The organism is Novosphingobium sp. BL-A-28-Hi1-0D, assembly GCF_055521755.1.
On sequence record NZ_CM145502.1, the window covers coordinates 1,389,666 to 1,416,272 of the forward strand.

Annotated in this window: 29 protein-coding genes; 19 read left to right on the top strand and 10 right to left on the bottom strand. The window is 64.7% G+C overall.

The features are described from left to right. Positions 1-16 precede the first annotated feature (16 nt). Genes ACZ1JW_RS06875 through ACZ1JW_RS06885 form a run of 3 tightly spaced genes read right to left on the bottom strand, consistent with a single transcriptional unit; the run spans position 17 to position 2,528 of the window. On the bottom strand, positions 17-433 hold the full coding sequence (locus tag ACZ1JW_RS06875; protein WP_465142436.1) for a DUF2497 domain-containing protein: 417 nt from the start codon (positions 431-433) through the stop codon (positions 17-19). A gap of 41 nt (positions 434-474) precedes the next feature. Beyond that, complete coding sequence (locus tag ACZ1JW_RS06880; protein WP_465142437.1) at positions 475-1,929, bottom strand: TolC family outer membrane protein; 1,455 nt, start codon at positions 1,927-1,929, stop codon at positions 475-477. Between the two features lie 5 nt (positions 1,930-1,934). Continuing rightward, positions 1,935-2,528 (bottom strand): protein-L-isoaspartate O-methyltransferase family protein, encoded by a 594-nt coding sequence (locus ACZ1JW_RS06885; protein WP_465142438.1) that lies wholly within the window; start codon positions 2,526-2,528, stop codon positions 1,935-1,937. Positions 2,529-2,689: 161 nt separating this feature from the next. Between ACZ1JW_RS06885 and ACZ1JW_RS06890 the strand changes: the two genes are divergently transcribed. The 3 genes from ACZ1JW_RS06890 to ACZ1JW_RS06900 all read left to right on the top strand — a co-directional run bounded on the left by ACZ1JW_RS06890 (position 2,690) and on the right by ACZ1JW_RS06900 (position 6,909). Then, positions 2,690-4,213, top strand: a complete 1,524-nt coding sequence (locus tag ACZ1JW_RS06890) for a fumarate hydratase (RefSeq protein ID WP_465142439.1) — start codon at positions 2,690-2,692, stop codon at positions 4,211-4,213. A gap of 79 nt (positions 4,214-4,292) precedes the next feature. Beyond that, entirely contained in the window at positions 4,293-6,161 is a 1,869-nt protein-coding gene (locus ACZ1JW_RS06895) for a sensor histidine kinase (RefSeq protein WP_465124254.1), read from the top strand. After that, complete coding sequence (locus ACZ1JW_RS06900; RefSeq protein WP_465124253.1) at positions 6,151-6,909, top strand: LytR/AlgR family response regulator transcription factor; 759 nt, start codon at positions 6,151-6,153, stop codon at positions 6,907-6,909. Before ACZ1JW_RS06895 ends, ACZ1JW_RS06900 begins: the two co-directional genes overlap by 11 nt. Positions 6,910-6,913: 4 nt before the next feature. Here the strand turns inward: ACZ1JW_RS06900 and ACZ1JW_RS06905 are convergent, their stop codons facing one another. The 3 genes from ACZ1JW_RS06905 to ACZ1JW_RS06915 form a co-directional block, all read right to left on the bottom strand. After that, entirely contained in the window at positions 6,914-8,731 is a 1,818-nt protein-coding gene (locus ACZ1JW_RS06905) for an AMP-dependent synthetase/ligase (RefSeq protein WP_465142440.1), read from the bottom strand. 133 nt (positions 8,732-8,864) lie between these two features. After that, complete coding sequence (gene ggt, locus ACZ1JW_RS06910) at positions 8,865-10,622, bottom strand: gamma-glutamyltransferase (RefSeq protein ID WP_465142441.1); 1,758 nt, start codon at positions 10,620-10,622, stop codon at positions 8,865-8,867. A 10-nt stretch (positions 10,623-10,632) separates the two neighbouring features. Next, positions 10,633-11,682, bottom strand: coding sequence for a quinone-dependent dihydroorotate dehydrogenase (locus ACZ1JW_RS06915; protein WP_465142442.1), 1,050 nt, complete (start codon positions 11,680-11,682; stop codon positions 10,633-10,635). 430 nt (positions 11,683-12,112) lie between these two features. Here ACZ1JW_RS06915 and ACZ1JW_RS06920 point away from each other — a divergent pair, with 430 nt between their 5' ends. The 10 genes from ACZ1JW_RS06920 to ACZ1JW_RS06965 all read left to right on the top strand — a co-directional run bounded on the left by ACZ1JW_RS06920 (position 12,113) and on the right by ACZ1JW_RS06965 (position 18,867). Further along, positions 12,113-12,553, top strand: a complete 441-nt coding sequence (locus ACZ1JW_RS06920) for an SUF system Fe-S cluster assembly regulator (RefSeq protein WP_144904413.1) — start codon at positions 12,113-12,115, stop codon at positions 12,551-12,553. Continuing rightward, complete coding sequence (gene sufB / locus ACZ1JW_RS06925; RefSeq protein WP_465142443.1) at positions 12,550-14,031, top strand: Fe-S cluster assembly protein SufB; 1,482 nt, start codon at positions 12,550-12,552, stop codon at positions 14,029-14,031. The genes ACZ1JW_RS06920 and sufB overlap by 4 nt, the downstream gene beginning before the upstream one ends. Then, complete coding sequence (locus tag ACZ1JW_RS06930) at positions 14,028-14,432, top strand: hypothetical protein (RefSeq protein ID WP_465142444.1); 405 nt, start codon at positions 14,028-14,030, stop codon at positions 14,430-14,432. Before sufB ends, ACZ1JW_RS06930 begins: the two co-directional genes overlap by 4 nt. 139 nt (positions 14,433-14,571) lie before the next feature. Next, positions 14,572-15,093, top strand: coding sequence for an endonuclease domain-containing protein (locus ACZ1JW_RS06935; protein ID WP_465142445.1), 522 nt, complete (start codon positions 14,572-14,574; stop codon positions 15,091-15,093). A gap of 11 nt (positions 15,094-15,104) precedes the next feature. Then, entirely contained in the window at positions 15,105-15,848 is a 744-nt protein-coding gene (sufC, locus tag ACZ1JW_RS06940; RefSeq protein WP_465142740.1) for a Fe-S cluster assembly ATPase SufC, read from the top strand. Next, positions 15,845-15,970 (top strand): hypothetical protein, encoded by a 126-nt coding sequence (locus ACZ1JW_RS06945; protein ID WP_465142446.1) that lies wholly within the window; start codon positions 15,845-15,847, stop codon positions 15,968-15,970. Before sufC ends, ACZ1JW_RS06945 begins: the two co-directional genes overlap by 4 nt. Further along, entirely contained in the window at positions 15,967-16,701 is a 735-nt protein-coding gene (locus ACZ1JW_RS06950; RefSeq protein ID WP_465142447.1) for a SufD family Fe-S cluster assembly protein, read from the top strand. Before ACZ1JW_RS06945 ends, ACZ1JW_RS06950 begins: the two co-directional genes overlap by 4 nt. Beyond that, the gene (locus ACZ1JW_RS06955; RefSeq protein WP_465142448.1) at positions 16,698-17,909 is read left to right on the top strand and encodes a cysteine desulfurase; all 1,212 of its coding nucleotides are present in this window, start codon (positions 16,698-16,700) and stop codon (positions 17,907-17,909) included. The genes ACZ1JW_RS06950 and ACZ1JW_RS06955 overlap by 4 nt, the downstream gene beginning before the upstream one ends. After that, a complete protein-coding gene (locus ACZ1JW_RS06960) occupies positions 17,906-18,388 on the top strand; it encodes an SUF system Fe-S cluster assembly protein (RefSeq protein ID WP_465124240.1) in 483 nt (160 codons plus the stop codon). The genes ACZ1JW_RS06955 and ACZ1JW_RS06960 overlap by 4 nt, the downstream gene beginning before the upstream one ends. A 116-nt stretch (positions 18,389-18,504) precedes the next feature. After that, on the top strand, positions 18,505-18,867 hold the full coding sequence (locus ACZ1JW_RS06965) for a HesB/IscA family protein (RefSeq protein ID WP_465142449.1): 363 nt from the start codon (positions 18,505-18,507) through the stop codon (positions 18,865-18,867). On the opposite strand, the gene ACZ1JW_RS06970 is transcribed toward ACZ1JW_RS06965, so the two are convergent. The 4 genes from ACZ1JW_RS06970 to thrS all read right to left on the bottom strand — a co-directional run bounded on the left by ACZ1JW_RS06970 (position 18,864) and on the right by thrS (position 22,681). Next, on the bottom strand, positions 18,864-19,049 hold the full coding sequence (locus ACZ1JW_RS06970; protein WP_465142450.1) for a hypothetical protein: 186 nt from the start codon (positions 19,047-19,049) through the stop codon (positions 18,864-18,866). The genes ACZ1JW_RS06965 and ACZ1JW_RS06970 overlap by 4 nt on opposite strands. Next, positions 19,030-19,806, bottom strand: coding sequence for a hypothetical protein (locus tag ACZ1JW_RS06975; protein WP_465142451.1), 777 nt, complete (start codon positions 19,804-19,806; stop codon positions 19,030-19,032). Before ACZ1JW_RS06975 ends, ACZ1JW_RS06970 begins: the two co-directional genes overlap by 20 nt. 52 nt (positions 19,807-19,858) lie before the next feature. Next, complete coding sequence (locus ACZ1JW_RS06980; protein ID WP_465142452.1) at positions 19,859-20,605, bottom strand: TSUP family transporter; 747 nt, start codon at positions 20,603-20,605, stop codon at positions 19,859-19,861. An 84-nt stretch (positions 20,606-20,689) separates the two neighbouring features. Beyond that, entirely contained in the window at positions 20,690-22,681 is a 1,992-nt protein-coding gene (gene thrS, locus ACZ1JW_RS06985) for a threonine--tRNA ligase (RefSeq protein WP_465142453.1), read from the bottom strand. A gap of 350 nt (positions 22,682-23,031) precedes the next feature. Between thrS and ACZ1JW_RS06990 the strand changes: the two genes are divergently transcribed. From ACZ1JW_RS06990 to ACZ1JW_RS07015, 6 genes are read left to right on the top strand one after another with little or no spacing between them, the layout of a single operon-like run. Continuing rightward, positions 23,032-23,466 (top strand): hypothetical protein, encoded by a 435-nt coding sequence (locus tag ACZ1JW_RS06990; protein ID WP_465142454.1) that lies wholly within the window; start codon positions 23,032-23,034, stop codon positions 23,464-23,466. Beyond that, positions 23,463-23,657, top strand: coding sequence for a helix-turn-helix transcriptional regulator (locus ACZ1JW_RS06995; RefSeq protein ID WP_144904392.1), 195 nt, complete (start codon positions 23,463-23,465; stop codon positions 23,655-23,657). The genes ACZ1JW_RS06990 and ACZ1JW_RS06995 overlap by 4 nt, the downstream gene beginning before the upstream one ends. Positions 23,658-23,659: 2 nt before the next feature. Then, positions 23,660-23,827 carry a hypothetical protein gene (locus tag ACZ1JW_RS07000; RefSeq protein ID WP_465124233.1) on the top strand — a complete coding sequence of 56 codons (168 nt, stop codon included), beginning with the start codon at positions 23,660-23,662 and terminating at the stop codon, positions 23,825-23,827. A gap of 36 nt (positions 23,828-23,863) precedes the next feature. Then, positions 23,864-24,601, top strand: a complete 738-nt coding sequence (locus ACZ1JW_RS07005; RefSeq protein ID WP_465142455.1) for an alpha/beta fold hydrolase — start codon at positions 23,864-23,866, stop codon at positions 24,599-24,601. A gap of 31 nt (positions 24,602-24,632) precedes the next feature. Next, positions 24,633-25,589, top strand: coding sequence for a tetratricopeptide repeat protein (locus tag ACZ1JW_RS07010; RefSeq protein ID WP_465142456.1), 957 nt, complete (start codon positions 24,633-24,635; stop codon positions 25,587-25,589). Beyond that, on the top strand, positions 25,586-26,578 hold the full coding sequence (locus ACZ1JW_RS07015) for an LLM class flavin-dependent oxidoreductase (RefSeq protein WP_465142457.1): 993 nt from the start codon (positions 25,586-25,588) through the stop codon (positions 26,576-26,578). Before ACZ1JW_RS07010 ends, ACZ1JW_RS07015 begins: the two co-directional genes overlap by 4 nt. The last annotated feature ends 29 nt before the right edge of the window (positions 26,579-26,607 follow it).

The following is a 26,607-nucleotide window of genomic DNA, read 5'->3' on the forward strand; positions in this document are numbered from 1 at the left end:
GACGCAAATCGGAATTTCAGCCGCGTTTCCCGGCGATGCGGGCGATTTCTGCAGCGACCATCTTCTCGACCATCGCGGGCAGGTTCTTGTCGAGCCATTCGGCCAGCATTGGCTTGAGCAGGTCGCGGACCAGACCTTCGAGCGAAGTCTCGCCCGAGCGGACGATCTGCGGCGCGACACCGGGCTGTGCCAGCATCGAAAGGGCGGCAAGCGATTCGCGCATCGAGGCGGCTGCGGCATCGGCGATCAGGCCGCCGGGTGCGTCATCGTCATCCTCTTGCGCAGTCTCGGTCAGTTCGAGCACGTCCGGGCGCAGCGAAGGGCGGGGCTCGGCCCGCAGACGCGCCTGCGCCTCGGCCTTGTTGTCACGCGCGATCACTTTCTTGATCGATTCGAGGATTTCCTCGACGGACGGTTCGCCGGCCTGACGCATTGAAATCTCTACCCCCACATACCCCTGCAACGCCGATTCCCTTACGGCCGCGATGAGGCCCCGATTGTCGCATCCTGTGCGGGCGTGTCAACGGTGCGCGTCGAGACGGCCTTTGGGGTCGGATCGCGGTCCCAGTCCCAGATGCGGCCCTTGACCCGGTCGTAGTTGACCTGCGGGTCGTAGAGTGCGCCGCCGTCGAGGCCGAGATCATTGGCATCGGCCTTGCCCATCGCCGAAAGCAGGTTGAACCCGGCGACATAGGCGTTGCGCCGTGCCGCAACGAGCTGGACTTGGGCGCGGAGCAGTTCCTGCTCGGCGTCGAGGATGTTGAGGATCGTGCGATTGCCCACGGTGTTCTCCGCGCGCACGCCTTCAAGGCTGAGGGCGGCGGCATCGACTGCCGTCTGGTTCATCGCGATGATCTCGTTCGCTGCCTGCCACGAGGCATAAGCTGAGCGGACGCTGGCAATGACCTCGCGTTCAACGCCGATTTCCTGTTCCAGCGTAGCGCTCTCGCGGGCCTGCGCCTGTCGGGTCTGCGCGGCCGGACCGCCACCCTGGAACAGCGGGACCGAGACACTGATGCCAGCCTGGGCTGTCGTGTTCGCCTGTTGCAGCGTCTGGTTCGACCCGAGAAAAGTTCCCTTGAAGGCCTGACGGCTGCCACTTGTGGAAAGCGATACCGTGGGCAGCTTGGCAGCATCGGCAACCTTCACGTCGAAGGCGGCCGCCTTGCTGCGCTCGCGCGCAGCGATCAGATCGGGATTGTTCTCGAGCGCGAAGTCGACCGCATCGTCCGGATTGGCCGGGAGGCCGGGGAGCGGCGGTGGCGGCTGCAACTCGGTCGGCGCCTTGCCCACAACCTGGATGTACCGTTCGCGACTGGCGATCAGGTTCGCCTGCGCCGTGCGCAGATCGCCACGGGCCAGTGCGAGCCGGGAGTTCGATTGGGCAACGTCGGTACGGGTCACGTCACCGATCTCGAAACGGTCGCTTGTCGCCTTGAGGTTCACCTCGAGAACTTCGACGTTGCTCCTGTTGAGCCCGACGATCGCGGAATCACGGATGACGTCCATGTACGCAGCCACGACCTGCGAAAAAATGCCCGATTCGGTGCCGCGAAGATCCTCCTGTCCGGCTTCGACACGGGTCTTGGCGGCGCGGACCGCGTTCTTCACCGATCCGCCTGAATAGAGCGGCACGCCCAGGTTCAGATCGACGCTGGACGACCAGTCGGTGATGAGAAACGAATTGGGGTTGGCTCGCAGGATCTTGGTGTAGCTGGCCTGTCCTTGCAGGCTCGGCAGGCCCCGCGCTTTCGCAAGCGGCACGCCTTCGTCCGTTGCGCGCTGGTTGGCGCGTGCTGCCTGGAGCGTCGGGTTGGTGTTGTAGGCGCTGGTCAGCGCCTCGCGCAGGTCATCAGCCAGGGCAGGCGATGCGAGCATGGTGGCTGCGCCCGAGACGAGCAACAGCCGCAGCGCCTTTGCATTGGGCATGAGGCTCAGAAGCTCCACTTCTTGGGCGCGGCAAATTCCGGCAGAACGGCGAAGTCGGCGTCGGACACTGGCGTTGCGACCACGTGGCCAAGCGCCTTGGTTGCAACGGCCAGCCGGGTAACGCCACGGTCGACCAGACCAGTAACCACGCGCCCATCGTCGGCCAGCAAAGCGGCCAGCGAATCGGGCAGGACCTCTGCGGCGCCGTCGATCAGGATCAGCGAGTAGGGACCACCCTGTGCCGCAGCGAGGTTGTCAGCACGCGTCACGTCGGCCGCAAGCTGGCCAGCGAGAGCAGCAAGATAGCCGTTCGTGGAAATGACCAGAATGCGATCGTCGCGTACGGTGGCAGCAGCTTCGAGCATCTGGCCATAGGTCAGCGCCGGGGAAAGCACTGCGCCATTGCCCAGCGGCAGCGCGCGGTCAGCGTAGGCCACGGCGCGGCGCTCGGCAGGCACGAAGTCTTCGCGTGGTACTGCGTTGAATGCAGCCAGAACTGCAGGCGAGTTCACGCCGCTCACGCGGAGCTGGCTATCGATCATCGCACGCCGGGCGACCAGCATCTCGTCTGCAGCCGGGCGATCTTCAACCACGGTCATTCGAACCCTCATATCGCTTGCGCTGCATCACCGCACCGATGCAGCCTGAATGTTGCCAAGTGCCTGTAGATTATCGATCTGCCGTTTCCAAGGGATTTGCATGTCGATTGTCGAGGCGTAAGGGGCGTTCGCAGTTTCTCAGGCTTTGGAGGGATTTCCGGATGGCCGACATGGTGACGATCAAGGAAGCGGACCTGATCGAAAGCGTTGCCGATGCGCTCCAGTACATCAGCTATTTCCACCCGATGGACTACATCCGTGCCTTAGGCGAAGCCTACAAGGCGGAGCAGGGCCCGGCGGCAAAGGATGCCATCGCCCAGATCCTGACAAACAGCCGCATGTGCGCCGAAGGGCACCGTCCGATCTGCCAGGACACGGGCATCGTCAATGTTTTCATCAAGTGGGGACAGGACTGCCGCCTCGAATCCGACCTGTCGCTGCAGGACGTGGTCGATGAAGGCGTGCGCCGGGCCTATCTTAACCCGGACAACAAGCTGCGCGCTTCGGTCCTGGCTGACCCCGCCTTCACTCGCCGCAACACGCGCGACAACACGCCCTGCGTGCTCCATGTCGAAATGGTCAAGGGCTCCAAGGTCGTGGTCGACGTTGCCGCAAAGGGCGGTGGCTCGGAGAACAAGTCCAAGTTCAAGATGATGAACCCCAGCGATTCGATCGTCGACTGGGTGATCGAGATGCTGCCGCAGATGGGTGCCGGCTGGTGCCCGCCGGGCATGCTTGGCATTGGCATCGGCGGAACGGCGGAACACTGCGTCCTGCTCGCCAAGAAGGCGCTGATGGAGCCGATCGACATGGCCCAGCTCAAGGAGCGAGGTCCCCAGAACGATATCGAGAAGCTGCGCATCGAGATCTTCGACAAGGTCAACGCGCTCGGCATCGGAGCGCAAGGGCTCGGCGGTCTTTCGACCATCCTCGACGTCAAGATCATGGATGCGCCCTGCCATGCCGCTGGCAAGCCGGTGGCGATGATCCCCAACTGCGCCGCGACCCGCCACGCCCACTTCGTGCTCGACGGTTCGGGGCCGACCTACCTCGAGCGCCCCAAGCTCGACGAATGGCCTGAAGTGCACTGGGCGCCCGACAGCGCGGCCAAGCGCGTCAACCTCGACACGCTGACGCAGGAAGAAGTGCAAGGCTGGAAGGCGGGCGATCGCCTGCTGCTCAACGGCAAGATGCTCACCGGCCGCGATGCCGCGCACAAGCGGATCAAGGACATGCTGGCCAAGGGCGAAGAACTCCCCGTCGATTTCAAGGGCCGTGTGATCTACTACGTCGGCCCGGTCGATCCGGTGCGCGATGAAGTCGTGGGACCAGCAGGGCCGACCACGGCGACGCGCATGGACAGCTTCTCCGACACCATGCTCGACCTCGGCCTGCTCGCCAGTGTCGGCAAGGCTGAGCGTGGCCCTGCAGCGACCCAGTCGATCGCCAACCACAAGAGCGCCTATCTCATGGCCGTGGGCGGTGCTGCCTATCTCGTGGCGCGGGCGATCAAGCAGTCCAAGGTGGTCGGCTTCGAGGATCTCGGCATGGAAGCGATCTACGAATTCACCGTCGAGGACATGCCGGTGACCGTGGCCGTCGATAGCGAAGGCGAAAATGTCCACAAGTCCGCACCACTGGTGTGGAAGAAGAAGATCGCGGACGAGAAGCTCCTCCCCGCGTAACCTTTCGCTTCGATGAACGACCTACGCCGCCCGACCGCCGTTATGGCGTGTCGGGCGGTTCGCGTTTAGACATCGTGCGATGACGTCGTCGCAAATCGATCCGGGTATCCCGCGCGTACCGGCCCGGCAGGTGATCCTGTCGGCGGCTGCGCTGTGGTTGTGCTATTTCCTGCTGATCACCGTGCGCGGACTCGTGGTCGAACTGGGCGACTTTTCCGACCTGCTCTGGCGGCGCGCGCTGGTGACGGCGGCGGGGATCGTCGTGACAGTGGCGTGCTGGCCACTCCTGCGACGCTTCGATGCAAGACCGCTCGCTACCCGCGTTGCCGCCGCTCTCGTCATCATGCTCCCTGCTGCCCTGGCACTGGCTGCAGTGAACCAGTGGGCCTTTGCTCCGGTCGAAAAGCGGATGATCGAACGGATCAGCACCGACCCGCAGCAGCAGACCGGCGAAAAGACCACCACCCAGACCACCGTCACAACCGGCAATGGCGTGGGTGACCAAGGCAAGGGCGGCACAGTCAAGATTCGCCACGACATGGCCGGAAACGTGCTGGTCGATGTGCTCGATGAAGGCTTCGTCCCACCGCCGCCGCCTGCTCCGCCGCCAGCCCCCAAAGTTACTGCGCCAAAGGCTCTTCCCGTCCCCGAACCGCTGTTGAGCGAAGAGGACATTGCCGAACTCAAGCGGCTGGGCGATGAAAAGACGTTCGAGGCGCTGAAGAACACCGGCATCGTCCAGAATGAGGATGGAAGCACGGTCATCACCCAGCCGGGTCTCTACGTTCGCCAGTATGCCGATGGGCGCTCCGAAGTTCGCACCGGCGGCAAGATCTATTCGGTGGACGAAGATGGCGAGGTCGCCTCGATTCGTGAAGACGCGGCCCCGCCCGAACCGCCTGCTCCCGCGGCCAGTATAGCGCCGCCTGCCCCTCCAGCCCCGCCTGCACTCTCTGCCGCCGCGCAGGAGAAAATCCGCGAAACCGCGCGGCGCGAGGCGGAGAAGGCGCTCGCCCGGGCACAGACCTTGCGCGCTGCCGCGCTGGAGAAGGCCAACGCCGCGCGCGCTAAGGCCTCGAAAGCGCAAGCGACCAAGGCTCCGACCACCGGCAGCTCCGGCAAACCGCAGCCCTCACCGTCCGACATCGTCACCGAGGACTATCGCGGGCCTGACCACGTCACGATCATCCGCCAGACGGTCGAGAACGAGGGGTTGTGGCGGCAGCTGACCGATGTGGCACTCGGGCGCTACTTCCTGCTGATCGCCTGGGCCGCGCTCTATCTGGCGCTGGGCAATGGCGAGCAGCTGCGCGCTGCCGAATATCGCGAAGGGCAATATGCGCGTGCCGCCAAGGCAGCTGAGCTGCGCAGCTTGCGGTATCAGGTCAACCCGCATTTCCTGTTCAACACATTGAATTCCTTGTCGGCTTTGGTCATGGTTGGACGAACCGAACAGGCCGAGCGGATGATCCAGTCGATTTCCCGTTTCTATCGCCACAGCCTTGCCGGCGATCCGACCACGGACATGCCGCTGGAGGACGAGATCGCCCTGCAGCGCCATTACCTCGAGATCGAAGCGGTGCGCTTTCCCGAACGGCTGCGCTGCGAGTTCGACATTCCCGAGGAGCTGATGAGCGCCTGCGTCCCGGGGATGATCCTCCAGCCGCTGGTCGAGAATTCGATCAAGTACGCGGTCTCGACCACGATCCGCCCCGTCACCATCCGCATCACTGCGCGGGAGGCCGGAGGCTTCCTCGTGCTGACCGTGGCCGACGATGGTCCGGGTGAAGGCTTTGCCAACGGCGGTACCGGGATCGGCATCGCCAACGTGAAGAGCCGCCTTGCTGCCCGTTTCGGCGAAGACGTGGCCAAGGTCGAAAGCGGCCCGCTGCCGGCCGGCGGATACGCGACTGTGCTGACGATGCCGGTCGTCCGGAATGAATGCTGAGGGGGACTTGTCGTTGCGGACCTTGATTGTCGATGACGAACCACTGGCGGTCGAACGGATGCAGATCCTCTGCGCGCGAATACCGGCGTTGCAGGTGGTCGGCACTGCCAGCGATGGCGCTGCGGCGCTGCGCCTGATCGATGCGTTAACCCCCGATCTGGTGCTGCTCGACATGACGATGCCCGAGTTGGATGGTCTGGGCGTGGCACGGGCGCTGGCCGGACAGGCCAATCGCCCGGCCGTGGTCTTCGTCACCGCGCATGACGATTTCGCGGTCGAGGCCTTCGATTGCGACGCGGTCGATTACGTGCTCAAGCCCGTCGCGCAGGAGCGGCTGGAGCGTGCAGTGGAACGGGCGCAGGCGCGCCGCAGCGCTCCCGTCGAAACGCCACTTACGCCCGAGAAACCCGCCAGCGAATGGATCGAGGAATTCTGGGTGCCGCACCGCTCCGAACTGATCCGCGTGGCGGCGGCCGACCTCGAACGCATCGATGCCGAGCGCGATTATGTGCGGCTGCATGTGGGACAGCGCAGCTACATGATGCTGCACACCATTGCGGGATTGGAGGCGCGCCTCGATCCCGAACGCTTCATCCGCCTCCACCGCTCGACCATCGTCCGCCGCGATCGGATTGCGGGCCTCAAGCATGATGGCCTTGGTGTATGGTCAGCGGAACTGGCCGACGGATCGTTGCAGCGGATCGGCCGAACCTACCTCGCGCGGGTTAAGGCGATGGCGGGGCGGTGATCTCTCACCCCTTGTAAAGCGCATCCACCCGCGCGCCATAGCGTTCCTTGATCTTGTGGCGGCGGATCTTGAGGCTGGGCGTCATCTCGCCGTTGTCGATGCTGAACGCCTCGTCGGCAAAGGCGAACTGGCGGACTTTCTCGATCACCGAGAGATCCTTGTTCACCCGGTCCACGGCCGCGCGGATGGCGCTCTTGAACGCGGGCAGGTCCTGCAGTTCCTTGAAGTCGAAGTGTTCGCCCTGCGCGCGGGCCCATTCTAGCGACCATTCCGGATCGGGCACGATCAGGCCGACGATGTAGGGCCGCTTGTCGCCCGAGACCATCGCCTGCGCGATCTCCGGCTGCAGCGTCAGCATGCCCTCGATCTTCTGCGGTGAGACATTGTCGCCCTTGTCGTTGACGATCATGTCCTTCTTGCGGTCGGTGATGACGATGCGGCCCTTTGCGTCGAGATGGCCGATGTCGCCGGTGTGCAGCCAGCCCGCGTTGGGACCCTCGGTCGGGATCGCGCGGGCGGTCTCGGCATCGTTGTGCCAATAGCCATGCATCACCAGCTCGCCGCGCACGAGGATTTCACCGTCCTCGGCGATCTTCACTTCCACGCCCTTCATCGGCGGGCCGACGGTATCCATTCTCAGGCCTACCTTGGGCCGGTTGCACGAAATCACAGGGCCAGCCTCGGTCTGCCCATAGCCTTGAAGCATGGTCAGGCCCATCGACTGGAAGAACACGCCGACATCGGGATTGAGCGGCGCACCGCCCGACACCATCGCCTTCATCCGGCCGCCAAAGCGGGCGCGGATCTTTGGTCGCAGGGTCTTTTCGAGGATCAGGTTCATCGGTGCATCGAGCAGGCGCCCCCTGCCCGCTGCCTTGCGCCCCCCGATCGAGAGCGCGCGGTCCATCAGGTAGTTCGCGACCTTCCCCTGCTTCTCCACCTGCTTCATGATCCGCGTGCGCAGCACCTCGAACAGGCGCGGCACGACGACCATGATCGTCGGCCGCACTTCCTCGATGTTGGACGCGAGCTTCTCGAGCCCTTCGGAATAGTAGATCTGCGCGCCCATGCCGATCGGCAGGTACTGCCCGCCGGTGTGTTCATAGGCGTGGCTCAGCGGCAGGAACGACAGGAACACTTCCTCGCCCCAGCCGAAATCGTTGGCGAGGATTTCGGCGGCACCTTCGACATTGCACAGGATCGAGCCATGATGCAGCCGCACCCCGCGCGGGCTTCCGCCGGTGCCGCTGGTGTAGATGATGCAGGCAAGGTCATCCCGGCCCGTCGTCCGCAGCCGTTCATCGACCGCCGCACGCGCCTCTGCGCCGTCGCCGCTGGTCATCGTCTGCCAGTCATGGAACGCAAGCTTGCCCGCCTGCATCTGGCGCAGCGGCTCCATGCCGATCACATGCTCGACGCAGGGCGCGGACAGCGCGGCTGGAAGCAGCGGCTGCGAGAGCTTGGCCGTCGACACGATTACTGCCCGCGCGCCCGAGTTCTCGAGAATGTGCAGGTGATCGCGCTCGGTATTGGTGATGTAGGTCGGCACGGTGACGAGACCTGCCGCCATGATCGCATGGTCGGCAATGCACCATTCGGGCCGGTTTTCCGAAACGAGCGCCACCCGGTCGCCGGGATTGAGGCCAAGCGCGCGCAGTGATTGCGCAAGTACGCAAACCTGCCGCGCCGCTTCCGCCCAGCTCAGCGAATGCCACTCGCCCTTGCTCTTGGCCCACAGGAACGGCGCATCGCCGCGCTTGCCCGCGCGGTCGAGGAACATCGAAACCAGATTCGGAAAGCCTGCGAAATCCGTAAGCTGCACGTCGTGACCCTCGCCCCTTTGTCGGCAGGAAGAGGCAAAGCTTCCCGCCAGTTGGAGGGGAACCTAGTGACGCAGTTCCTTCACGGCAACCGGTGAGGGCATTCGCCGGGAAGATATGCCCGAACGGGCCGGGTCACGGAGCAATGGCGGCGCCCTCGCTGCGCGGATCGGCGGCTCCACGCCAGCGATCGCCAACGCGTTCGATGGCATTGGCCTTGAACGATGGCGAGCGGGCGACGACCTGCGCATGGCCCAGTTGCTGGAGAGCGGGGATCATCGCCTCGAGGCTGGTGCCCTTTTCGACGAAGACCATATCGCCGCCGGGCGCGAAGATCACCGGCAGGGCAATCGCCTCGCGCGCCGAAAGGTTCCAGTCGAGCACGCCGATGATCGCCTTGGCGACTTGTGCCGGAATCGTCACCCCGCCCGCCGCGCCGACCGCGAGCCGAAGCTTGCCGTCGGGGCCGTAGACCAGCGTCGGCGCCATCGAACTGCGCGGGCGCTTGCCACCTTCGACCCTGTTGGCGGTGGGCTTGCCATCGCGGTCGGGCACGATGTTGAAGTCGGTCAGCTCGTTGTTGAGGTAGTACCCGCCGACCATCAGGCCCGAACCGAACGGTCCTTCGATGGTCGAGGTATAGCTCGCGGCATTGCCCCATCGGTCGACGGTGACGAAGTGCGTGGTGCCATTCTCTTCCTGACGCGGGGCGGGTGCGAAGGCGAGCTTTGCACCGGGCGGCGTGCCGGGCTGGACGCCCGGCAACGTGCTGCCTTCCGAGATCAGCGCCGAGCGCCCCGCAAGATAGGCCGGGTCCGTCAGCCCCGCGACGGGGACCGAGACGAAATCGCTGTCGGCCAGATACTGGTCGCGATCAGCGTAGGCGAGACGCTGTGATTCGGCGATCAGGTGCCACGAAACCGGGTTCGCCGGGCCGAGCGCTTTCATGTCGAAGCGTTCAAGCTGCTTGAGAATGGCAAAGACTGTCGTTGCGCCCGACGAAGGCGGACCCATCCCGCAGATGCGGTAAGCGCGGTACTGCCCACAGACGACGGGCCGGGCCACGGCGCGGTAGGCTGCGATGTCTGCCGTGGTCATCGGCGCAGGATTGCGCGGCGCCGTCCCGACCTTCGCGGCAATGGTTGCGGCGTTGTCGCCCGTGTAGAAGCTGTCCGCGCCACGGGCCGAGATGGACTCGAGCGTTGCTGCGAGTGCCGGATTGCGCACCACCGTACCGATGGGAAGCGGCTGTCCGTCAGCGCCATAATAGAGCGCACGCGCATCCGGATCGAGCGCGCCGGTGCGGCTGGCGGCAGCGAGTATGGCATTGAGGCGCGGGGTTATCGCATAGCCTTCGCGGGCAAGGCGGATTGCCGGCTGGAACAGCGTGCGCCAGGCCAGCTTGCCCTTGGCGTTGTGCGCGCTTGCCGCAAGGCGCAGGTTCCCGGGAATGCCGACGCTGCGGCCGCCGGGGATCGCCTCGCCATATGAGAGCGGTTTGCCGTCCACATAGAACCACTGCGGGGTTGCCGCCTTGGGTGCGGTCTCGCGTCCGTCAATGGTATCGACGTTGCCCACCGTATCGCCCAGCACGAGGAAGCCGCCACCGCCGATGCCTGAACTCTGCGGCTCGACAACCGTCAGCGCCAGCATCGTCGCGATGGCCGCATCGGTTGCGCTGCCGCCAAGGCGCAGCATCTGCGCTCCGGCTTCGGCTGCACGAGGATCAGCCGCAGAGACCAGGCCCGGTCCCTCGATCGGCACCCCTTGCGCTGCCGAGGCAACGGGCGAGGCGGCAGGCGGTGTGATCGCCGCATTGGGCGGCGGGACGCAGGCGCTGGCGCAAAGCGCGGCGGCGAGGGGGGCAATCCGGAACGGGAGAGGCAGGGTCATGCCTCCCTTGCTATTCGCTGCCGACTGCCTCGGCAATGGAGGTCATGCCCGCTTCGCGGACCTTGCGTTCAAGACCTGCGACGATGCGCTTGGCAAGGCCGGGACCTTCATAGACCATTGCGCTGTAGATCTGGATCAGGCTGGCGCCTGCGCGGATGCGTGCCCAGGCATCGTCCACCGTGCCGATCCCGCCAACGCCCACCAGCGAGATCGCCCCGCCGCTCGCCTTGCGGAAATCGCGCAGGCGCTGCAGCGCCAGCTCGCGCAAGGGTTCGCCCGAAAGTCCGCCTGTTTCTGCAGCATGGGACGAGCGCAGGGCCGGGCGGGTGATCGTGGTGTTCGAGATGATCAGCGCGGCAAGGCGCTTTTCCAGCGCGATGCGGCAGATCGCATCGATGTCCGAAGATTCGAGATCGGGCGCCAGCTTGAGAAATACCGGCACGTTGATGTTGCCTCGCGCCTCGATGACGGCATCGAGCAGCGCGGAAAGCGCGCCTTCGTCCTGCAGCGCGCGCAAGCCCGGCGTATTGGGCGAGGAAATGTTGACGGTAAGATAGGACGCCAGCGGCGCCATGATCCGGGTCATCTGTGCATAGTCGGCGATCCGGTCGGCCGAGTCCTTGTTCGCGCCGATGTTGACCCCGACGATGCCGGGCAGCCCGTGCTTGCCGGTTTCAAGCCGCTTGACCAGCCGGTTGGTGACCGCCTGCGCGCCTTCGTTGTTGAAGCCCATGCGGTTGATGACGGCGCGGTCCTCGACCAGCCGGAACAGGCGCGGCTTGGGATTGCCTTCCTGTGGCAGCGGAGTGACCGTGCCGACTTCGACAAATCCGAATCCGAGGCCGAGCATGGCATCGGGGACTTCGGCGTTCTTGTCGAAACCCGGTGCCATTCCGACCGGGTTGGGAAAAGCGATCCCGGCAATGCGCTGGGCCAGTGTCGGCGTGGGCGCGACCGGGCCGGAAGGCTGGCTCAGCGCCAGAGCCTTGATCGTCAGCCGATGGGCCGGTTCTGCAGGAATGCGGAAGATCAGCGGGCGCAGCAGGGAATAAGGCGTCAAGGGCACAAGGTTCCGGATTGGCGATTCAGCAGGTTCGATTCGGGCAAATTCGCGACGCTTCAAGACCGCGCACGCCCCTGACCGCTGTCTTTGCGACGAGATTGCGCAATGGCCAAGCCGGAACTTCTCGATTCTGACAGCATTTGTAATTGATTGCTCTTGGTATGTTGCGCCTTTGCCACCGAAATTGTCGAATCCATACAATTCACCTTACGGCCTTCTGCGTAGGAAAGCGCTGCGACCCGAAGGGCTCGGTGCAGCAATGCAACGGGTTCTCGACTTTCAGGCGGCCGGTGACCCATCTGGGTTCGGCCGCCTTTTTTTGTGCCATCGCGAAGCGCCTCAGCCTCTTGTGCCGCCAGACACGCGCGCCTAGATAACCGGAGTGATTCGGTCCGATTTCGCGGACCATTGCCCGGGACCTTCGCCAATGCGCCTTTCCAGCATGGCCGATTACGCCGTCGTGACGATGACCGCCGCTGCGCGCCACTGCGGCGGCCAGCGCGTCTGTGCCCAGCAACTCGCCGATGAAACCGGCCTTCCGGTGCCGACCGTGCAGAAGCTGGTGAGCAAGCTGTCAGCTGCCGGGCTGCTCAAGTCGGTGCGTGGCGCGCGCGGCGGGCTGAAGCTTGCCCGTCCGGCTGCAGCCATCACTTTGGCGGATATCGTCGAGGCGGTCGAAGGCCCTATTGCTCTTACGCCCTGCAGCGAGCATGGGCGCCACGATTGCACGCTGGAAGCTGCGTGCACTGTCCGTCCGCACTGGCCTGCGGTCGATGCCGCCCTGCGCGGCGCGCTGGCCGGAATACCGCTTACCCAATTGTCCCGCCCCGCCGTCCCGGCGGTCCCGGTGGCGGAGGTTATGGCATGACCGAGAACATTGAAGTAAAGGATCAGGCTGCACGCGAGGCGGCGGCAAAGGTGGCCGAGTACGAGCACGGCTGGTCGTCCGATATCGAGCAGGAGTATGGGCCCAAGGGCCTGTCCGAAGATACCGTCCGCTATATCTCGGCCAAGAAAGACGAGCCTGAGTGGATGCTCGAATGGCGCCTGAAGGCCTATCGCCACTGGCTGACCATGCCCACGCCCGACTGGGCCAAGCTCAACGTGCCGCCGATCGACTATCAGGACGCCTATTACTGGGCCGCGCCCAAGGCCAAGCCCAAGCTCGGCAGCCTTGACGAAGTCGATCCGGAAATCCTGCGCATCTACGAAAAGCTCGGCATTCCACTCGAGGAGCAGAAGGTGCTCGCGGGCGTCGAAGGCGCGCGCAAGGTCGCGGTCGATGCCGTGTTTGACAGCGTCAGCGTCGCCACCACCTTCCGCAAGGAGCTTGAGGCCGCAGGCGTCATCTTCCGCTCGATCTCCGAAGCGATCCGCGAATACCCTGACCTTGTGAAGAAGTGGCTCGGCAAGGTCGTGCCGATGCACGACAACTACTTCGCCACGCTCAACTGCGCGGTGTTTTCGGACGGCACCTTCGTCTACATCCCCGAAGGCGTGCGCTGCCCGATGGAGTTGTCGACCTATTTCCGCATCAACGCGGAGAACACCGGGCAATTCGAACGCACCCTGATCGTGGCCGACAAGGGGGCCTACGTCTCCTACCTCGAAGGCTGCACTGCCCCGCAGCGCGATGAGAACCAGCTTCACGCCGCCGTGGTCGAACTCGTCGCGCTCGACGATGCCGAGATCAAGTATTCCACCGTCCAGAACTGGTATCCCGGCAACGCCGAGGGCCTTGGCGGCATCTACAACTTCGTCACCAAGCGCGCGCTGTGCCAGGGTGCCCGTTCCAAGGTTTCGTGGACGCAGGTCGAAACCGGCTCTGCCATCACCTGGAAGTATCCGTCCTGCGTGCTGAACGGTGAAGATTCGGTGGGCGAGTTTTACTCGGTTGCCGTCACCAACAACCACCAGCAGGCCGATACCGGCACCAAGATGATCCACAACGGCAAGGGGTCGCGCTCGACCATCGTGTCGAAGGGCATCTCTGCGGGCAAGTCGAACAACACCTATCGCGGCCTCGTCCGCGTCGCCCCGCAGGCCGAAGGCGTGCGCAACTTCACCCAGTGCGACAGCCTGCTGCTGGGCGCGGAATGCGGCGCGCACACCGTGCCTTACATCGAAGTGCGCAATCCCAGCGCCACGATCGAACACGAAGCCACCACCAGCAAGATCAGCGACGACCAGCTGTTCTACGCCATGCAGCGCGGCCTCGATCAGGAAAGCGCCGTCGCCCTGATCGTCAACGGCTTCGCCCGCGAAGTGCTGCAGCAGCTGCCGATGGAATTTGCCGTCGAAGCGCAGAAGCTGCTCGGCATCAGCCTTGAAGGCAGCGTGGGGTGATTATTCCAATCATCATGCTCGCTGCGGCTGCTCCGGCGGTTGCACCTCGCATCCCGCCTGCGTTGATCGGTCGATATGAGGCGGAACCGAGTCTTTGCCGCATTCCTTGGAACCGTCGTGACGATGGCGAGGAAAGTGGGCAAGGCGCTGGACTCTTCGTTGTCGAACCGCGCGAGTTGTACTTTGTCGAATGGATATGGCCGGTTCGATCAGTCAAAGTGATCGACAAACATTCAGTCGCGGTTGAACTCCTCAATGATATCAATGGTGATGGGAAGAATGTGGAGGTCATGAATATGCGCCTGATTCTTGAGGGCAGTATCTTGACGATCTCCGATACCTCAGGTTCGTCACGCTATTTCCGTTGCTCGAAGCGCGGCTTTGAAGGGAGCGGGAGGTGATGACCTCGTGTATCTCCTATCGTCACCCTGAACTTGTTTCAGGGTCCATCTCTCGTCCAGCAACGTTGGCTTCGGTCGCAAGATGGATGCTGAAACAAGTTCAGCATGACGGAGTGGATTTCGCATTGGACTTGCTGAAATGAAAAAGACCCTTTCCCTCCGCCCCGTTTCGGAACGTGCCGAGGCGCCGAAGATTCAGAAGAAGGGGCGTGGCTGGGCCATTTCGGGCTCGCGCCTCGATGCGATCCATGATCGCGCGCGCCAGATGCGCCGTGAACCGGACGAGGCGCATCTCGCGCTGGCCGAGGAGCTGGCGAAGGAAGACCTCGGCAAGTACAAGTTCAAGCGCTACGCGGTGATCGGCTCGGCCCTCGTCGATTTCGCCTGTCAGCCGCTGAAGCTGGTCGTCGCGCTGGACCGTGGCGATGCACCCGAGATCGAACGCCGCCGCGACGCCAGCCTTGCGGAAGTCGGACTCAAAGTCCTGCGCTATGACGCCGCTGAAGTGCTCGGCGATCCCGAAGGCGCCTGCGCTGCCGTGTTGGCCGCGATGAAGGCCCGCTACGACGAATTGCGCGCCGCCTCGCGCCCGCAGCGCCCCTCCTATTCGCGCTCCGGCGCGCGCCCGCAGCGCAGCCCTTACCCACGGGCTCGCGACTGAGAGAGATGACCATGCTCGATATCCAGAATCTCCAGGCCAGTGTTGCCGACAAGCCGATCCTCAAGGGTCTTTCGCTCACCATCAACGCGGGCGAAATCCACGCGATTATGGGGCCGAACGGCGCGGGCAAGTCGACGCTGGGCTACACGCTCGGCGGGCGCCCCGGCTACGAAGTGACCGGCGGCACCGCCACGCTCGATGGCACCGACCTGTTCGAACTCGAACCGCACGAACGCGCCGCCGCCGGCCTGTTCCTTGGCTTCCAGTACCCGGTCGAAATCCCCGGCGTTTCTTTCGTCCAGTTCCTGCGCGAATCCGCCAATGCCCAGCGCAAGGCGCGGGGCGAGGCTCCGCTCTCTGGCGGCGAATTCCTCAAGCTGGCCAAGGAGAAGGCGGGCCTGCTGCGCATGGACATGGACATGCTCAAGCGCCCGGTGAACGTTGGCTTTTCGGGCGGTGAGAAGAAGCGCGCCGAGATGGTGCAGATGGGCATCCTCGATCCCAAGATCGCCATTCTCGACGAGACCGATTCCGGCCTCGACATCGATGCGCTGCGCATCTGCGGCGAAGGCATCAATGCGATCATGCGTAAAGCCGACAAGGCCGTACTGCTGATCACCCACTATCAGCGCCTGCTCGATTACGTGAAGCCCGACTTCGTCCACGTCCTCGCCGGTGGCCGCATCGTGCGCAGCGGCGGGCCGGAACTGGCGCTAGAGCTGGAAGAACACGGCTACGAGGCCGTCGCAGCATGACCCTCAATGCTTCCGTCACCCCGGCGAAGGCCGGGGCCCATGACGTCGGAGGTCGCGCTCCGACTTCGGCCATGATGTCCGGCCTGCGCCGGGGTGACGTGGAATGGGAGTGGGCGCTGTGACCAGTCTCGCCCTCCCCACCCGCAAGGACGAAGCGTTCCGCTACGCCGATCTTGCGGCGCTTGAAACGCTTTGGCCCCTGCCTGTGCAGGAAATCCGCGTCGTGGCGGGCCAACAGGGGGCAAGCGCAGTCGTGCTCAATGGCGCGAACGATGCTGCGCAGGATATCGTCATCACCCTGGAAGACGGCGCGGAATATGACCTGCGCCTGCTCAACGCCGGTTATGCCTATGGCCGCATTGCGGTCAAGGTCAAGCTCGGCAAGGGCGCGAAGTTCCACCTGGGCGCGGCGCAGATCGCCGGCGGCGATCAGACCGCCGAGATCGTCACCGAAGTCGTCCATGCCGAACCTGACGCGGTCTCCAGCCAGATCGTGCGCTCGGTTCTGGGTGGCCACGCCACGGGGACATATCTTGGCAAGGTCGCGGTCGCGCGCGGCGCCATCGGCACCGATGGTTCGCAATCGATCCGCGCCATGTTGCTCGATCGCACTGCCACTGCCAACGCCCGCCCGGAACTCGAAATCTACGCCGACGATGTGAAGTGCGCGCACGGTTGCGCGGTCGGCGAACTCGATCCGCAAGGGCTGTTCTACCTTGCCCAGCGCGGACTTCCGCCCGCCGTGGCCAAGAAGCTGATGCTGCAGGCCTTCATCGCCGAAGCCTTCGTCGGTGCCGCTGATGAAGAAGCGCTGACCGAGGCTGCCCTCAAGGCGCTGGAGGCGGTGCTGTGACGGTCGATGCGCTCACCCGCGCCTCGCAGTGGCCCGGCCTCGTCAACCCTGACGGCAGTCGCTGGCACTACCTAGATACGGCTGCCACCGCTCAGAAGCCGCAAGTCGTCATCGACGCCATCACCCGCGCGCTGGGCAGCGATTACGCCACCGTTCATCGCGGCGTCTATGCCCGCTCGGCCGACATGACGCTGGCCTTCGAAGCCGCGCGCCGCAAGGTTGCGGGCCTGATCGGCGGCGCGGAGAACGAACTCGTCTTCACCCGCGGTGCGACCGAGGCGATAAACCTCGTTGCGCAGACATGGGGCGTGCAGAACCTCAAGGCCGGTGACCGCATCCTGATCTCCACGCTCGAGCACCACGCCAACATCGTGCCCTGGCAGATGCTGCGCGACCGGACCGGCGTGGACATCGACGTCTGCCCGCTCACCGAAGACGGGTTGATCGATCTCGACGCTGCAGAGCGCATCATCACGCCTGCGCACAAGCTGGTAGCCTTCGCGCATGTCTCGAACGTGCTCGGCTCGGTGCTCGACGCGCCCCGCGCCGTGGCGCTTGCCCGCAGCGTCGGCGCAAAGATCCTGCTCGACGGCTGCCAGTCGGTCGCCCGCCTCGCCGTAGACGTGCAGGCACTAGACTGCGATTTCTACGTCTTCTCCGCGCACAAGCTCTATGGCCCCACCGGCATCGGCGCGCTCTGGGCCAAGGCCGAAATCCTCGATGCCATGCCGCCATGGCAGGGCGGCGGTGCGATGATCGACAAGGTCACATTCGAGCGCACCACTTATGCCCCCGCGCCCCAACGGTTCGAGGCTGGCACGCCTGCCATCGTCGAAGCCATCGGCTTCGGCGCGGCAGTGGATTTCGTTCAGGCGCAGGGCCTCGCCTCCATCCATGCCCACGAATGCGCGCTGGTGGCCAAGGCGCGTGAAGCGCTCGGGCGCATGAATTCGGTCAAGCTGTTCGGCCCTGCCGACAGCGCCGGCATCCTCAGCTTCGCGCTCGAAGGCGTGCACCCGCACGATCTCGGCACAATTCTTGACGAGGAAGGCGTGGCGATCCGCGCCGGGCATCACTGCGCCCAGCCCTTGATGGCGCACCTTGGCGTTCCCGCCACGGCGCGCGCCAGCTTCGGCATCTACAGCGATGAAAGCGATATTGCCGCGCTCGTGCGCGGCATCGAGAGGACCAAGAGGATCTTCGGATGAGCGAGAACGAATCCAAATTCGTGGTTGAAGAGGTCGAGGCCGTGACCGCCCCCAAGCGCGCCTTCGTGGAAGACGCGCCCGAGGAAACGCCTGCCGAAAAGCTCGAGCGCAAGCGCGATTACCTCGAAGGCTTCCTCGCGGCCAAGCCTGAAGCCGTCTCTCCCGCCGAGCCGGGTGGCGACATCTATGAAGGCGTCGTCGCCGCGCTCAAGGAAATCTTCGACCCGGAAATCCCGGTCAACATCTACGATCTCGGCCTGATCTACGGCGTCGAAGTTTCGGATGAGTCGGATGTGACCGTCACCATGACGCTGACCACGCCGCACTGCCCGGTGGCGGAATCGATGCCCGGCGAAGTCGAACTGCGCGTGTCTTCGGTCCCCGGCGTTCGGGATGCAGAGGTAAATCTCGTCTGGGACCCTGCATGGGACCCGGCCAAGATGAGCGACGAAGCCAAGCTTGAACTGGGAATGCTCTGAGTTTCCCCCCTCCCGCAAGCGGGAGGGGTTGGGGGTGGGCAGCGGCCAAACCCATCCCTATATTCAACAGGCCCTCCCCCGACCCCTCCCGCAAGCGGGAGGGGGGAGATTTTGAAATGACCACCGAAACCAAAGTCCGCCGCCCCCGCCCCGCCGCCGTGATCCTCACGGCCAGCGCCGAAGCGCGTGTGGCGCACCTCATGGACACGGCCCCCGAAGGCGCGATCGGCGTGAAACTTTCCACGCCCCGTCGCGGCTGTTCGGGTCTGGCCTACTCGGTCGACTACGTGACCGAAGCCAACCCGCTCGACGAGAAGATCGAAACGCCCGGCGGCCTGTTCTTCATCGACAGCGCCTCGGTGCTCTACCTCATCGGCAGCACGATGGACTGGCAGGAAGACGATTTCACCGCCGGCTTCGTGTTCCAGAACCCCAACGCCAAGGGGTCGTGCGGCTGCGGCGAAAGCTTTACCGTCTAACCCTCAGCCAGGAACTTCAGCAGCGCCTGCTCAAGCGCATCGACTTGCCCATCGGCATCGATGCGTGCCTGCAACCACAGGTTCTCGGCATCGGTCACCGCGTGATCGGCAGCGGCTTCCCCCGCAATGTCGCGCGCCGGCTGCTTGCGGCCACAGCCCACCTCACGGATGGCTTGAGGCAAAGCCCGTCCCGTTGACCCGGGCCATGCGCCCGAAGAACTTGCCGATATGGCTGGTCCGGTCGTCCATGAAGGTTTCGAGCTCGCCCGCCCGTTCGCGCGTGATGCCCTTGGCCCCGTTCCAGCCCTGCAGGTAATTGCCCACGCCCTGCACGAACAGGCGCTCCCACGAAGCCGCGTTGTCTGCGCCCAGCGTGGCGTCCTTAAGGCGGAACAGCATTTCCGCCTCGCGCTGGCTCACTCCGGCCGGACGATCCCCGCCTGAGGCAAAGATCGTGCGGCGGATCAGGGTGCACTCGGCCTCGGTAATGCTGCCGGGATCGAGCGTGCCACCGCAGCGCGTCGGTCCCTCGCCGGTCAGCACTTCACGCTCGATCTGCTCCAGCACGAACATGCGCAGGTCATCGGGTGCGGACAGCGCCTTTTCCAGCACGCGCACCAGCAGTTCCAGTTCGGTGAGGCTTTCTACCTTGCCATCGTGCGAGACGCGCTCGATCAACCAGCGCGCATTCCCCTCCGATACATGGCCCCTGGGCTGGCTTGCGTTGACAACGAAATCGACCAGGGCTTCGACGAAGAAGTCGGACCATTCGGGCGTCGACTCGGCGATCTTGTCGTTGAGAATGAAGATCGCTTCCGCTTCTTCAGGGTCGATCCTGCCGTCGGGCCATGCGGAACGGCGCAGCTCGAGGATTTCCTCCACGGAGATTGCGCTGTCCTTGGCGGCCTGCTCTGCCAAAGCGCGGAAATGCAGGGTCATGCGTCTTCGGTCCCTCAAGCGTTCAATCGCAGGCGGGTTTACGGGAAACCGCTTAACTTGGGGTTATCAGCCTGACCACGGCCATCAGTCCTGAAATGGCCAGCAGGAAGCCGACAAAGCCGCGCCACGCCGCATCGCTCACCTTGCCGAAGGCGAGAGAGCCGAGGTGGTTACCTGCCAGAACCGGCAGGAACAGAAGTAGCGCGAACAGCGCGTCGCGCCAGGTTGCAAGACCCAGCGCCAATGCCGCGACAGTGCTCGCAATCGAGGTCAGCAGGAACACCGTGAGCATCGATGCGCGCGCCACGTCTCGTGGGATCGGGCGGCGCAAGTAGTAGGGCACGACCGGAGGCCCCGGCATTCCGGCAAATCCGGTGAGCAGGCCCGCCGAGACGCCAGTCAGGCCGGTCTCGATCCGGCCCGGTGCATGGCCAGGCTTGGCGGGCAGAAGAACCAGCAGGAACGCGCCGATCGCCACCGCCGCAATCAACACGCGCGCCACTTCGGGGGGAGTCGCGAACAGTGCCAGTAGCCCGACAGGCGTGAGCAGCATTGCAAACCCGCCGATAACGCCCGCGCTCTTCTCGCCCGCGTTCCACACATTCCGCGCGCCAACGAGGCCAATCAGCAGCCCCAGCATGTTGGAAACAACCACCGCCTCGCCCGGCGGGATCACCAGCCCGATCAGGGGCACCAGCAGGATCGCCATGCCAAACCCCGCCAGTCCGCGCACGAAGGCAGCGACAAATGCCGCCATCGCGCAGAGGGCGAGCGACAGGATTGGCAGGTCGAGCAGCATCAAACGTCCTTCGACAGGCTCAGGACGAGCGGATCGGGATATTCAAATCCCACCAAACCCGCTCACGCTGAGCTTGTCGAAGCATCACTTCAGATCCGGCGGCGTCGTTTCGCTCTTCAGCAGCGCAATCGCCTCATCCAGCGACATCACCTTCTGGTGCTGCTCGCCCAGTGTGCGGATCGCCACGGTGCCTTCCTCGGCCTCGCGCTTGCCCACCACCAGCAGGTAGGGAACCTTCTGCAGCGAGTGTTCGCGCACCTTGTAGTTGATCTTCTCGTTGCGCAAGTCGGTATCGGCACGGATGCCGGCTGCCTTCAGCTTGGCCAGCGCATCCTTGGCATAGTCGTCAGCGTCCGAAACGATGGTCGCGAAAACCGCCTGCACAGGCGCCAGCCACGCGGGCAGGCGCCCTGCAAAGTGTTCGATCAGGATGCCGATGAAGCGTTCGTAGGAACCGAAGATCGCGCGGTGCAGCATGACCGGGCGGTGCTTGTCGCCATCCTCGCCGATGTAGGTGGCATCAAGGCGATCGGGCAGCACGCGGTCCGACTGGATCGTGCCGACCTGCCAGGTGCGGCCAATCGCGTCGGTCAGGTGCCATTCCAGCTTGGGCGCATAGAATGCACCTTCGCCAGGCAGTTCCTCCCAGCCGTATTCTTCCGTTGCAAGGCCAGCGCGGACCACGGCGGCGCGCAGCTCGGCTTCCGCCTTGTCCCACATCTCCTCGGTGCCAAAGCGCTTTTCGGGGCGCAGCGCCAGCTTGATCGAGTAGGTGAAGCCGAAGTGCTTGTAGACGCGGTCGGCCAGTTCGCAGAACGCCTGCACTTCATCGACGATCTGGTCTTCGCGGCAGAAGATATGCGCATCGTCCTGCGTGAACTGGCGCACGCGCATCAGCCCGTGCAGCGCGCCGTGCGGCTCGTTGCGGTGGCAGCAGCCGTTCTCGTAGAGGCGCATGGGCAGTTCGCGGTAGGACTTGATGCCCTGCCGGAAGATCAGCACGTGCGCTGGGCAGTTCATCGGCTTCAGCGCCATCCAGTCGGCCTCGCCGCTGATGACCGGACCCTCGTCCTCGACGTTCGGCACCTCGTCGGGGATCACGAACATGTTCTCGCGATACTTGCCCCAGTGGCCGGACTGCTCCCACTGCCGCGCGTCCATGACCTGCGGCGTCTTCACCTCGCGATAGCCCGCGCCGTCGATGGCGCGCCGCATGTAGGCTTCCAGCTCGCGCCAGATCAGGTAGCCCTTGGGGTGCCAGAACACGCTGCCGTGGGCTTCGGCCTGAAGATGGAACAGGTCCATCTCGTTGCCCAGCTTGCGATGGTCGCGCTTGGCCGCTTCCTCAAGCCGCGTCAGGTGCGCATCGAGCTGCTTCTTGTTGAGCCAGCCGGTGCCATAGACACGCGAAAGCATCGCGTTCTTCTGGTCGCCGCGCCAGTATGCCCCCGAAACCCGCGTCAGCTTGAACGCGTGCGGATCGAGCTTGCCGGTCGAAGGCAGGTGCGGCCCGCGGCACATGTCGAGCCAGTCGTCGCCCGACCAGTATACCGTCAGCGGCTCGTCGCCGGGAAGTTCCGCCGCCCATTCCGCCTTGAAGCTTTCGCCCTGCTGCTTCCAGCGGCTGATCAGCTGCTCGCGGCTCCACACTTCGCGGCGCAGCGGCTTGTTGGCAGCGATGATCTTGCGCATCTTCGCTTCGATCGCGGGCAGGTCTTCGTCGGTGAACGGACGATCCTTCGGGGCGAAGTCGTAATAGAACCCGTCGTCCGTGCTCGGCCCGAAGGTGATCTGCGTGCCCGGAAACAGCGCCTGCACTGCTTCGGCCAGAACGTGGGCAAAATCATGCCGCGCAAGATCGAGCGCTTCGGCCTCGTCCTTGGCCGTCACCAGCGCGAGTTGCGCGTCCGCCGTGAAGGGCCGCGAAAGGTCTACCAGTTCGCCATCGACTCTCGCCGCCAGCGCGGCCTTGGCAAGGCCGGGGCCGATTGCGGCGGCAATGTCCGCAGGCGTGCTGCCGGGTGCAACCTCGCGCACGGAGCCATCGGGCAGGGTGATCTTCAGCAACTCGGACATGCGGGTCTCTCTGCAATCTCGTGGCAGCGCTTTGGCACAGGAGCGCCGCCATCGAAAGGGCGCGCATCAGGCAAATCGTTCGGTTCGGGAGGCGATGCGCAAAGCCACCCGAACCGGGCGGCGGCATCGCTCAGGCGCTAGGCCAGCAGCGACCGCCCCCGGCTCGCGGGGGTAGTGGTTGTAGTGAAGGTGGTGGTGCGTTGCGCCATGATGGGCGGCTTTTAGCGGGGTTGATCCCAAGAGTCATCCCGCCTGTTAGGTCAAGCGAACCCGTCACAATGACAATGACACTTGACATTATCCCGAATCTGGTCAAGTAAGCTTGTCATCAGATCAAGGAGGCTTGACCAATGCCCGCCAATATCAAGAACCCTGCCGCGCGCCGCTACACCCTGCGGCTCTTCGTGCTCATGACCGCCTATGTCCTGTTGCTGCTCTTCGCCAAGTGGATGTTCAAGCGCGGCTTTGCCGAAGGCACGCTCGGCTATGTTCTCGCCGTTCTGCCCGCTCTGCCGATCATCGGCGTGTTCTGGGCCGTCATGCGGCTGCTGGTCGAGCAGACCGACGAATATCTGCGCATGCTGCTGGTGCGCCAGTGCCTCTTCGCCACCGGCTTTGCGCTCGCCGTCACCACGATCCGCGAATGGCTGCAGAACTTCGACATGATTCCCTCGGGCGATGCCGGGTTCGGCGCCGCATTCTTCTGGTTTGCAGGCCTCGGCCTTGGTGCCTTGTTCAACAAGCTCACCATCGGTGACGCGGGCTGGGACGGAGGCTGCAAGTGAAGAACCGCCTCAAGGTCCTGCGCGCCATGCGTGACTGGAGCCAGGCAGACCTCGCCGAAAAGCTCGAAGTCAGCCGCCAGTCGGTCAACGCGATCGAGACGGGCAAGTATGACCCTTCCCTCCCGCTCGCCTTCCGCATCGCCGACCTGTTCGGCCTTCCCATTGAAGAGATCTTCGAAAGAGGAGAGTGAACATGCCCTGCAAGAACCCAGCACGCCGGTTCGGGATGTGGGCGGCCATTGCCGTGGCCATCACCGCAGCCTCGATGTCCTCCAGCAAACCCCACAAGCAGGACCGCCCGACCGCTACCGCCGCCGAACACGCGCCCGCCCGAATCACCCTCACGTTTCCGCTCAACTGAGCTTGCCGCGCCCGCGCCTGCGGGCCATGAAAGGGTATGACAGACGTAGCGCGTTTCACTCTGCCCTCAGGCCAGGCCATGGCCTACCGCCATCTCCCCGGCCAATCGCCGACCATCGTTTTCCTCCCCGGCTACATGTCCGACATGTCGGGCAGCAAGGCGCAGGCCGTGCTCGAATGGGGGGGCCAGCAGGGACGCGCCTGTCTGCTGCTCGACTATACCGGCTGCGGCCTGAGCGATGGCGATTTCGCCGATGGCCGCCTCTCGCAATGGCGCGATGAAGTCGTCGCCCTGATCGATCATCTCGGCATCGGCACGGTCCAGCTGGTCGGCTCCAGCATGGGTGGCTGGCTCATGCTGCTGATCGCCGAATCGCTGGGCGAGCGCGCGCAGGCGCTGGTTGGTATTGCACCCGCGCCCGATTTCACCGAATGGGGCCTGTCACAATCGCAGCGGATCGAACTGGCCGCCGGTCGCACGATCTACGAAGACAACCCCTACGGCCCGGAACCCACCCCGACCCACGCCGGTTTCTTCTCCGATGGGGAGCGGCACAAGCGTCTGCGCAGTGGCGTCGCCTTCGATGGTCCGGTGCGTCTCATCCACGGTCAGGCAGACCCTGACGTGCCGTGGGACATATCGATCCAGCTGGCAGGAGCCCTGCGTTCAGCCGATGTGCAGGTGCATCTGATCAAGGACGGTGACCACCGGCTTTCGCGCCCGGCCGACATCGCGCTGCTCTTGCGCGAACTGGCCGGGCTTGATGCTGCCTGATCATACTGAAGTGCCGAAGGACAATCCTGCGATGATCGATCTTCCTGGGCCGCTGTTCGCCGTGGAGCACAGGCTCGAACAGGGCGCGCCCAAAGGCACCGCGCTCATGCAGATCGGCCCCAGCCCCATGCCTATGCGCCCGTCCGACTTGCCCATCCCGCGCCGCCGCGATCCTGAAAAGCAGAAGCAGGTGGAAAAGGAAGCCGGTCTCGTGCGTCCCGATCTGCCTCAGCAGGATCGGTTGGCCTACTGCCTCCAAAAGGCCGCCAACGATCCCGATGCCGCGATGGTCGAAGTGCAGACCTGGCTTGGCGAAAGCCGCGATACCGGCCAGCAGGTCCGCGCCAACCAGTGCCTCGGCATGCTGCGCTCCAACGCGGGCGATTTCGACGGTGCGCTCGAGGCCTTCGCACAGGCAGTTGCTGGCGTGCCGAGCCAGCAGGAAGTGGCCGCCGTGCCACTCATGGCCATGGCAGGCAATGCCGCGCTGGCTGCTGGCAAGGCCGAGGTCGCCACCAGCTGGTTCGACCGCGCGCTCGCCGTGAAGGATGGCACCGACAACGCAGGCCGCGCGGCCATCGAGATCGACCGCTCGCGTGCACTCGTCGCTCTTGGCCGCAATGCCGAGGCTGCAGGCGCGCTCGATGAAGCGCATCGCCTTGCGCCCGAAGACCCCGAAGGATGGCTGCTGTCCGCCACGCTGGCCCGGCGCGGCGGCGATCTCGATCGTGCCCAGCGCGACATCGAGGTCGCAGCCCAATACGGCCCGCGCGATCCGCGCATCGGGCTGGAGGCGGGCGTCATCGCCGTGCTGTCCGGGCGCGACGATGCCGCGCGCAAATCGTGGGACTCGGTCGTTCTGGCCGACAAGGACGGCGAGGCGGGCAAGACTGCCAAGAGCTACCTTGAACAACTTGGCCCTGCGCCTAAATCTGAAGCTCCGGCAACCGCAGGAAAGCCGGAAGCCGCAGCAAGGAGCGCGCCATGAAAATCTCGGTCCTCGATCTGGTCAGCGTGGTCGAGGGCGGGACGGCGCGGGAAGCGCTCGACAACTCCGCCGCCGCCGCGCGCGTGGCTGAGGAATGCGGCTACCAGCGTTACTGGGTTGCCGAACATCACGGCATGGAAGGCCTTGCGGGCGCGGCCACTGCAGTGGCTCTCGCCCACATCGGGCAGGCCACGTCCACCATCCGCATCGGCGCGGGTGGGATCATGCTGCCCAACCACAATCCGCTGGTGATTGCCGAGCAGTTCGGCACCCTTGACGCCCTGTTCCCCGGGCGCATCGACCTCGGTCTTGGCCGTGCACCCGGCGCCGACCAGCGCATCATGCGTGCCCTGCACAAGGACACCAACCGCGCCGCCGAGGACTTCCCGCAGGACGTCGTCGAACTCCAGCTCCAGTTCGCGGGCGATCCGCGCGTGCCGTTGCAGGCCTATCCCGCCAAGGGCGCAAAGCCGCAGTTGTGGATTCTCGGCTCCAGCCTGTTCGGCGCGCAACTCGCCGCCATGCTCGGCCTGCCCTATGCTTTCGCCTCGCACTTCGCGCCCGATCACCTCGACGCCGCGCTGAAGATCTATCGCGAGCGCTTCCAGCCTTCGGTCACGCTCGATGCCCCTTACTGCGCCGCCGCAATCAATGTCGTGGCTGCTGAAACCGACGAGGAGGCGCAACTGCTCGCCTCGTCGATGGATCAGGCGTTCGTCGCCCTGCGCACCGGCAATCCGGGCAAGCTCCGGCCTCCGGTGCCGGGCTATCGCGACACTCTCCCGCCGCCCGCACTCGCCATGCTCGAACATGTGCGGCAGGTCAGCGCCTGCGGATCGGTCGAGACGGTCCGGGCGGGTCTGGCCGCATTTGCCGAGCGTACCGGCGCTGACGAACTCATTGTCGCCGCATCGATCTATGACCAGCCATCGCGCCTGCGCTCGCTGCGTTTGACAGCAGAGGCCGCGCGGGAACTGGCAGCGGCTTGAGAGTTTGACCGTCAGACGGCGCGAATCTC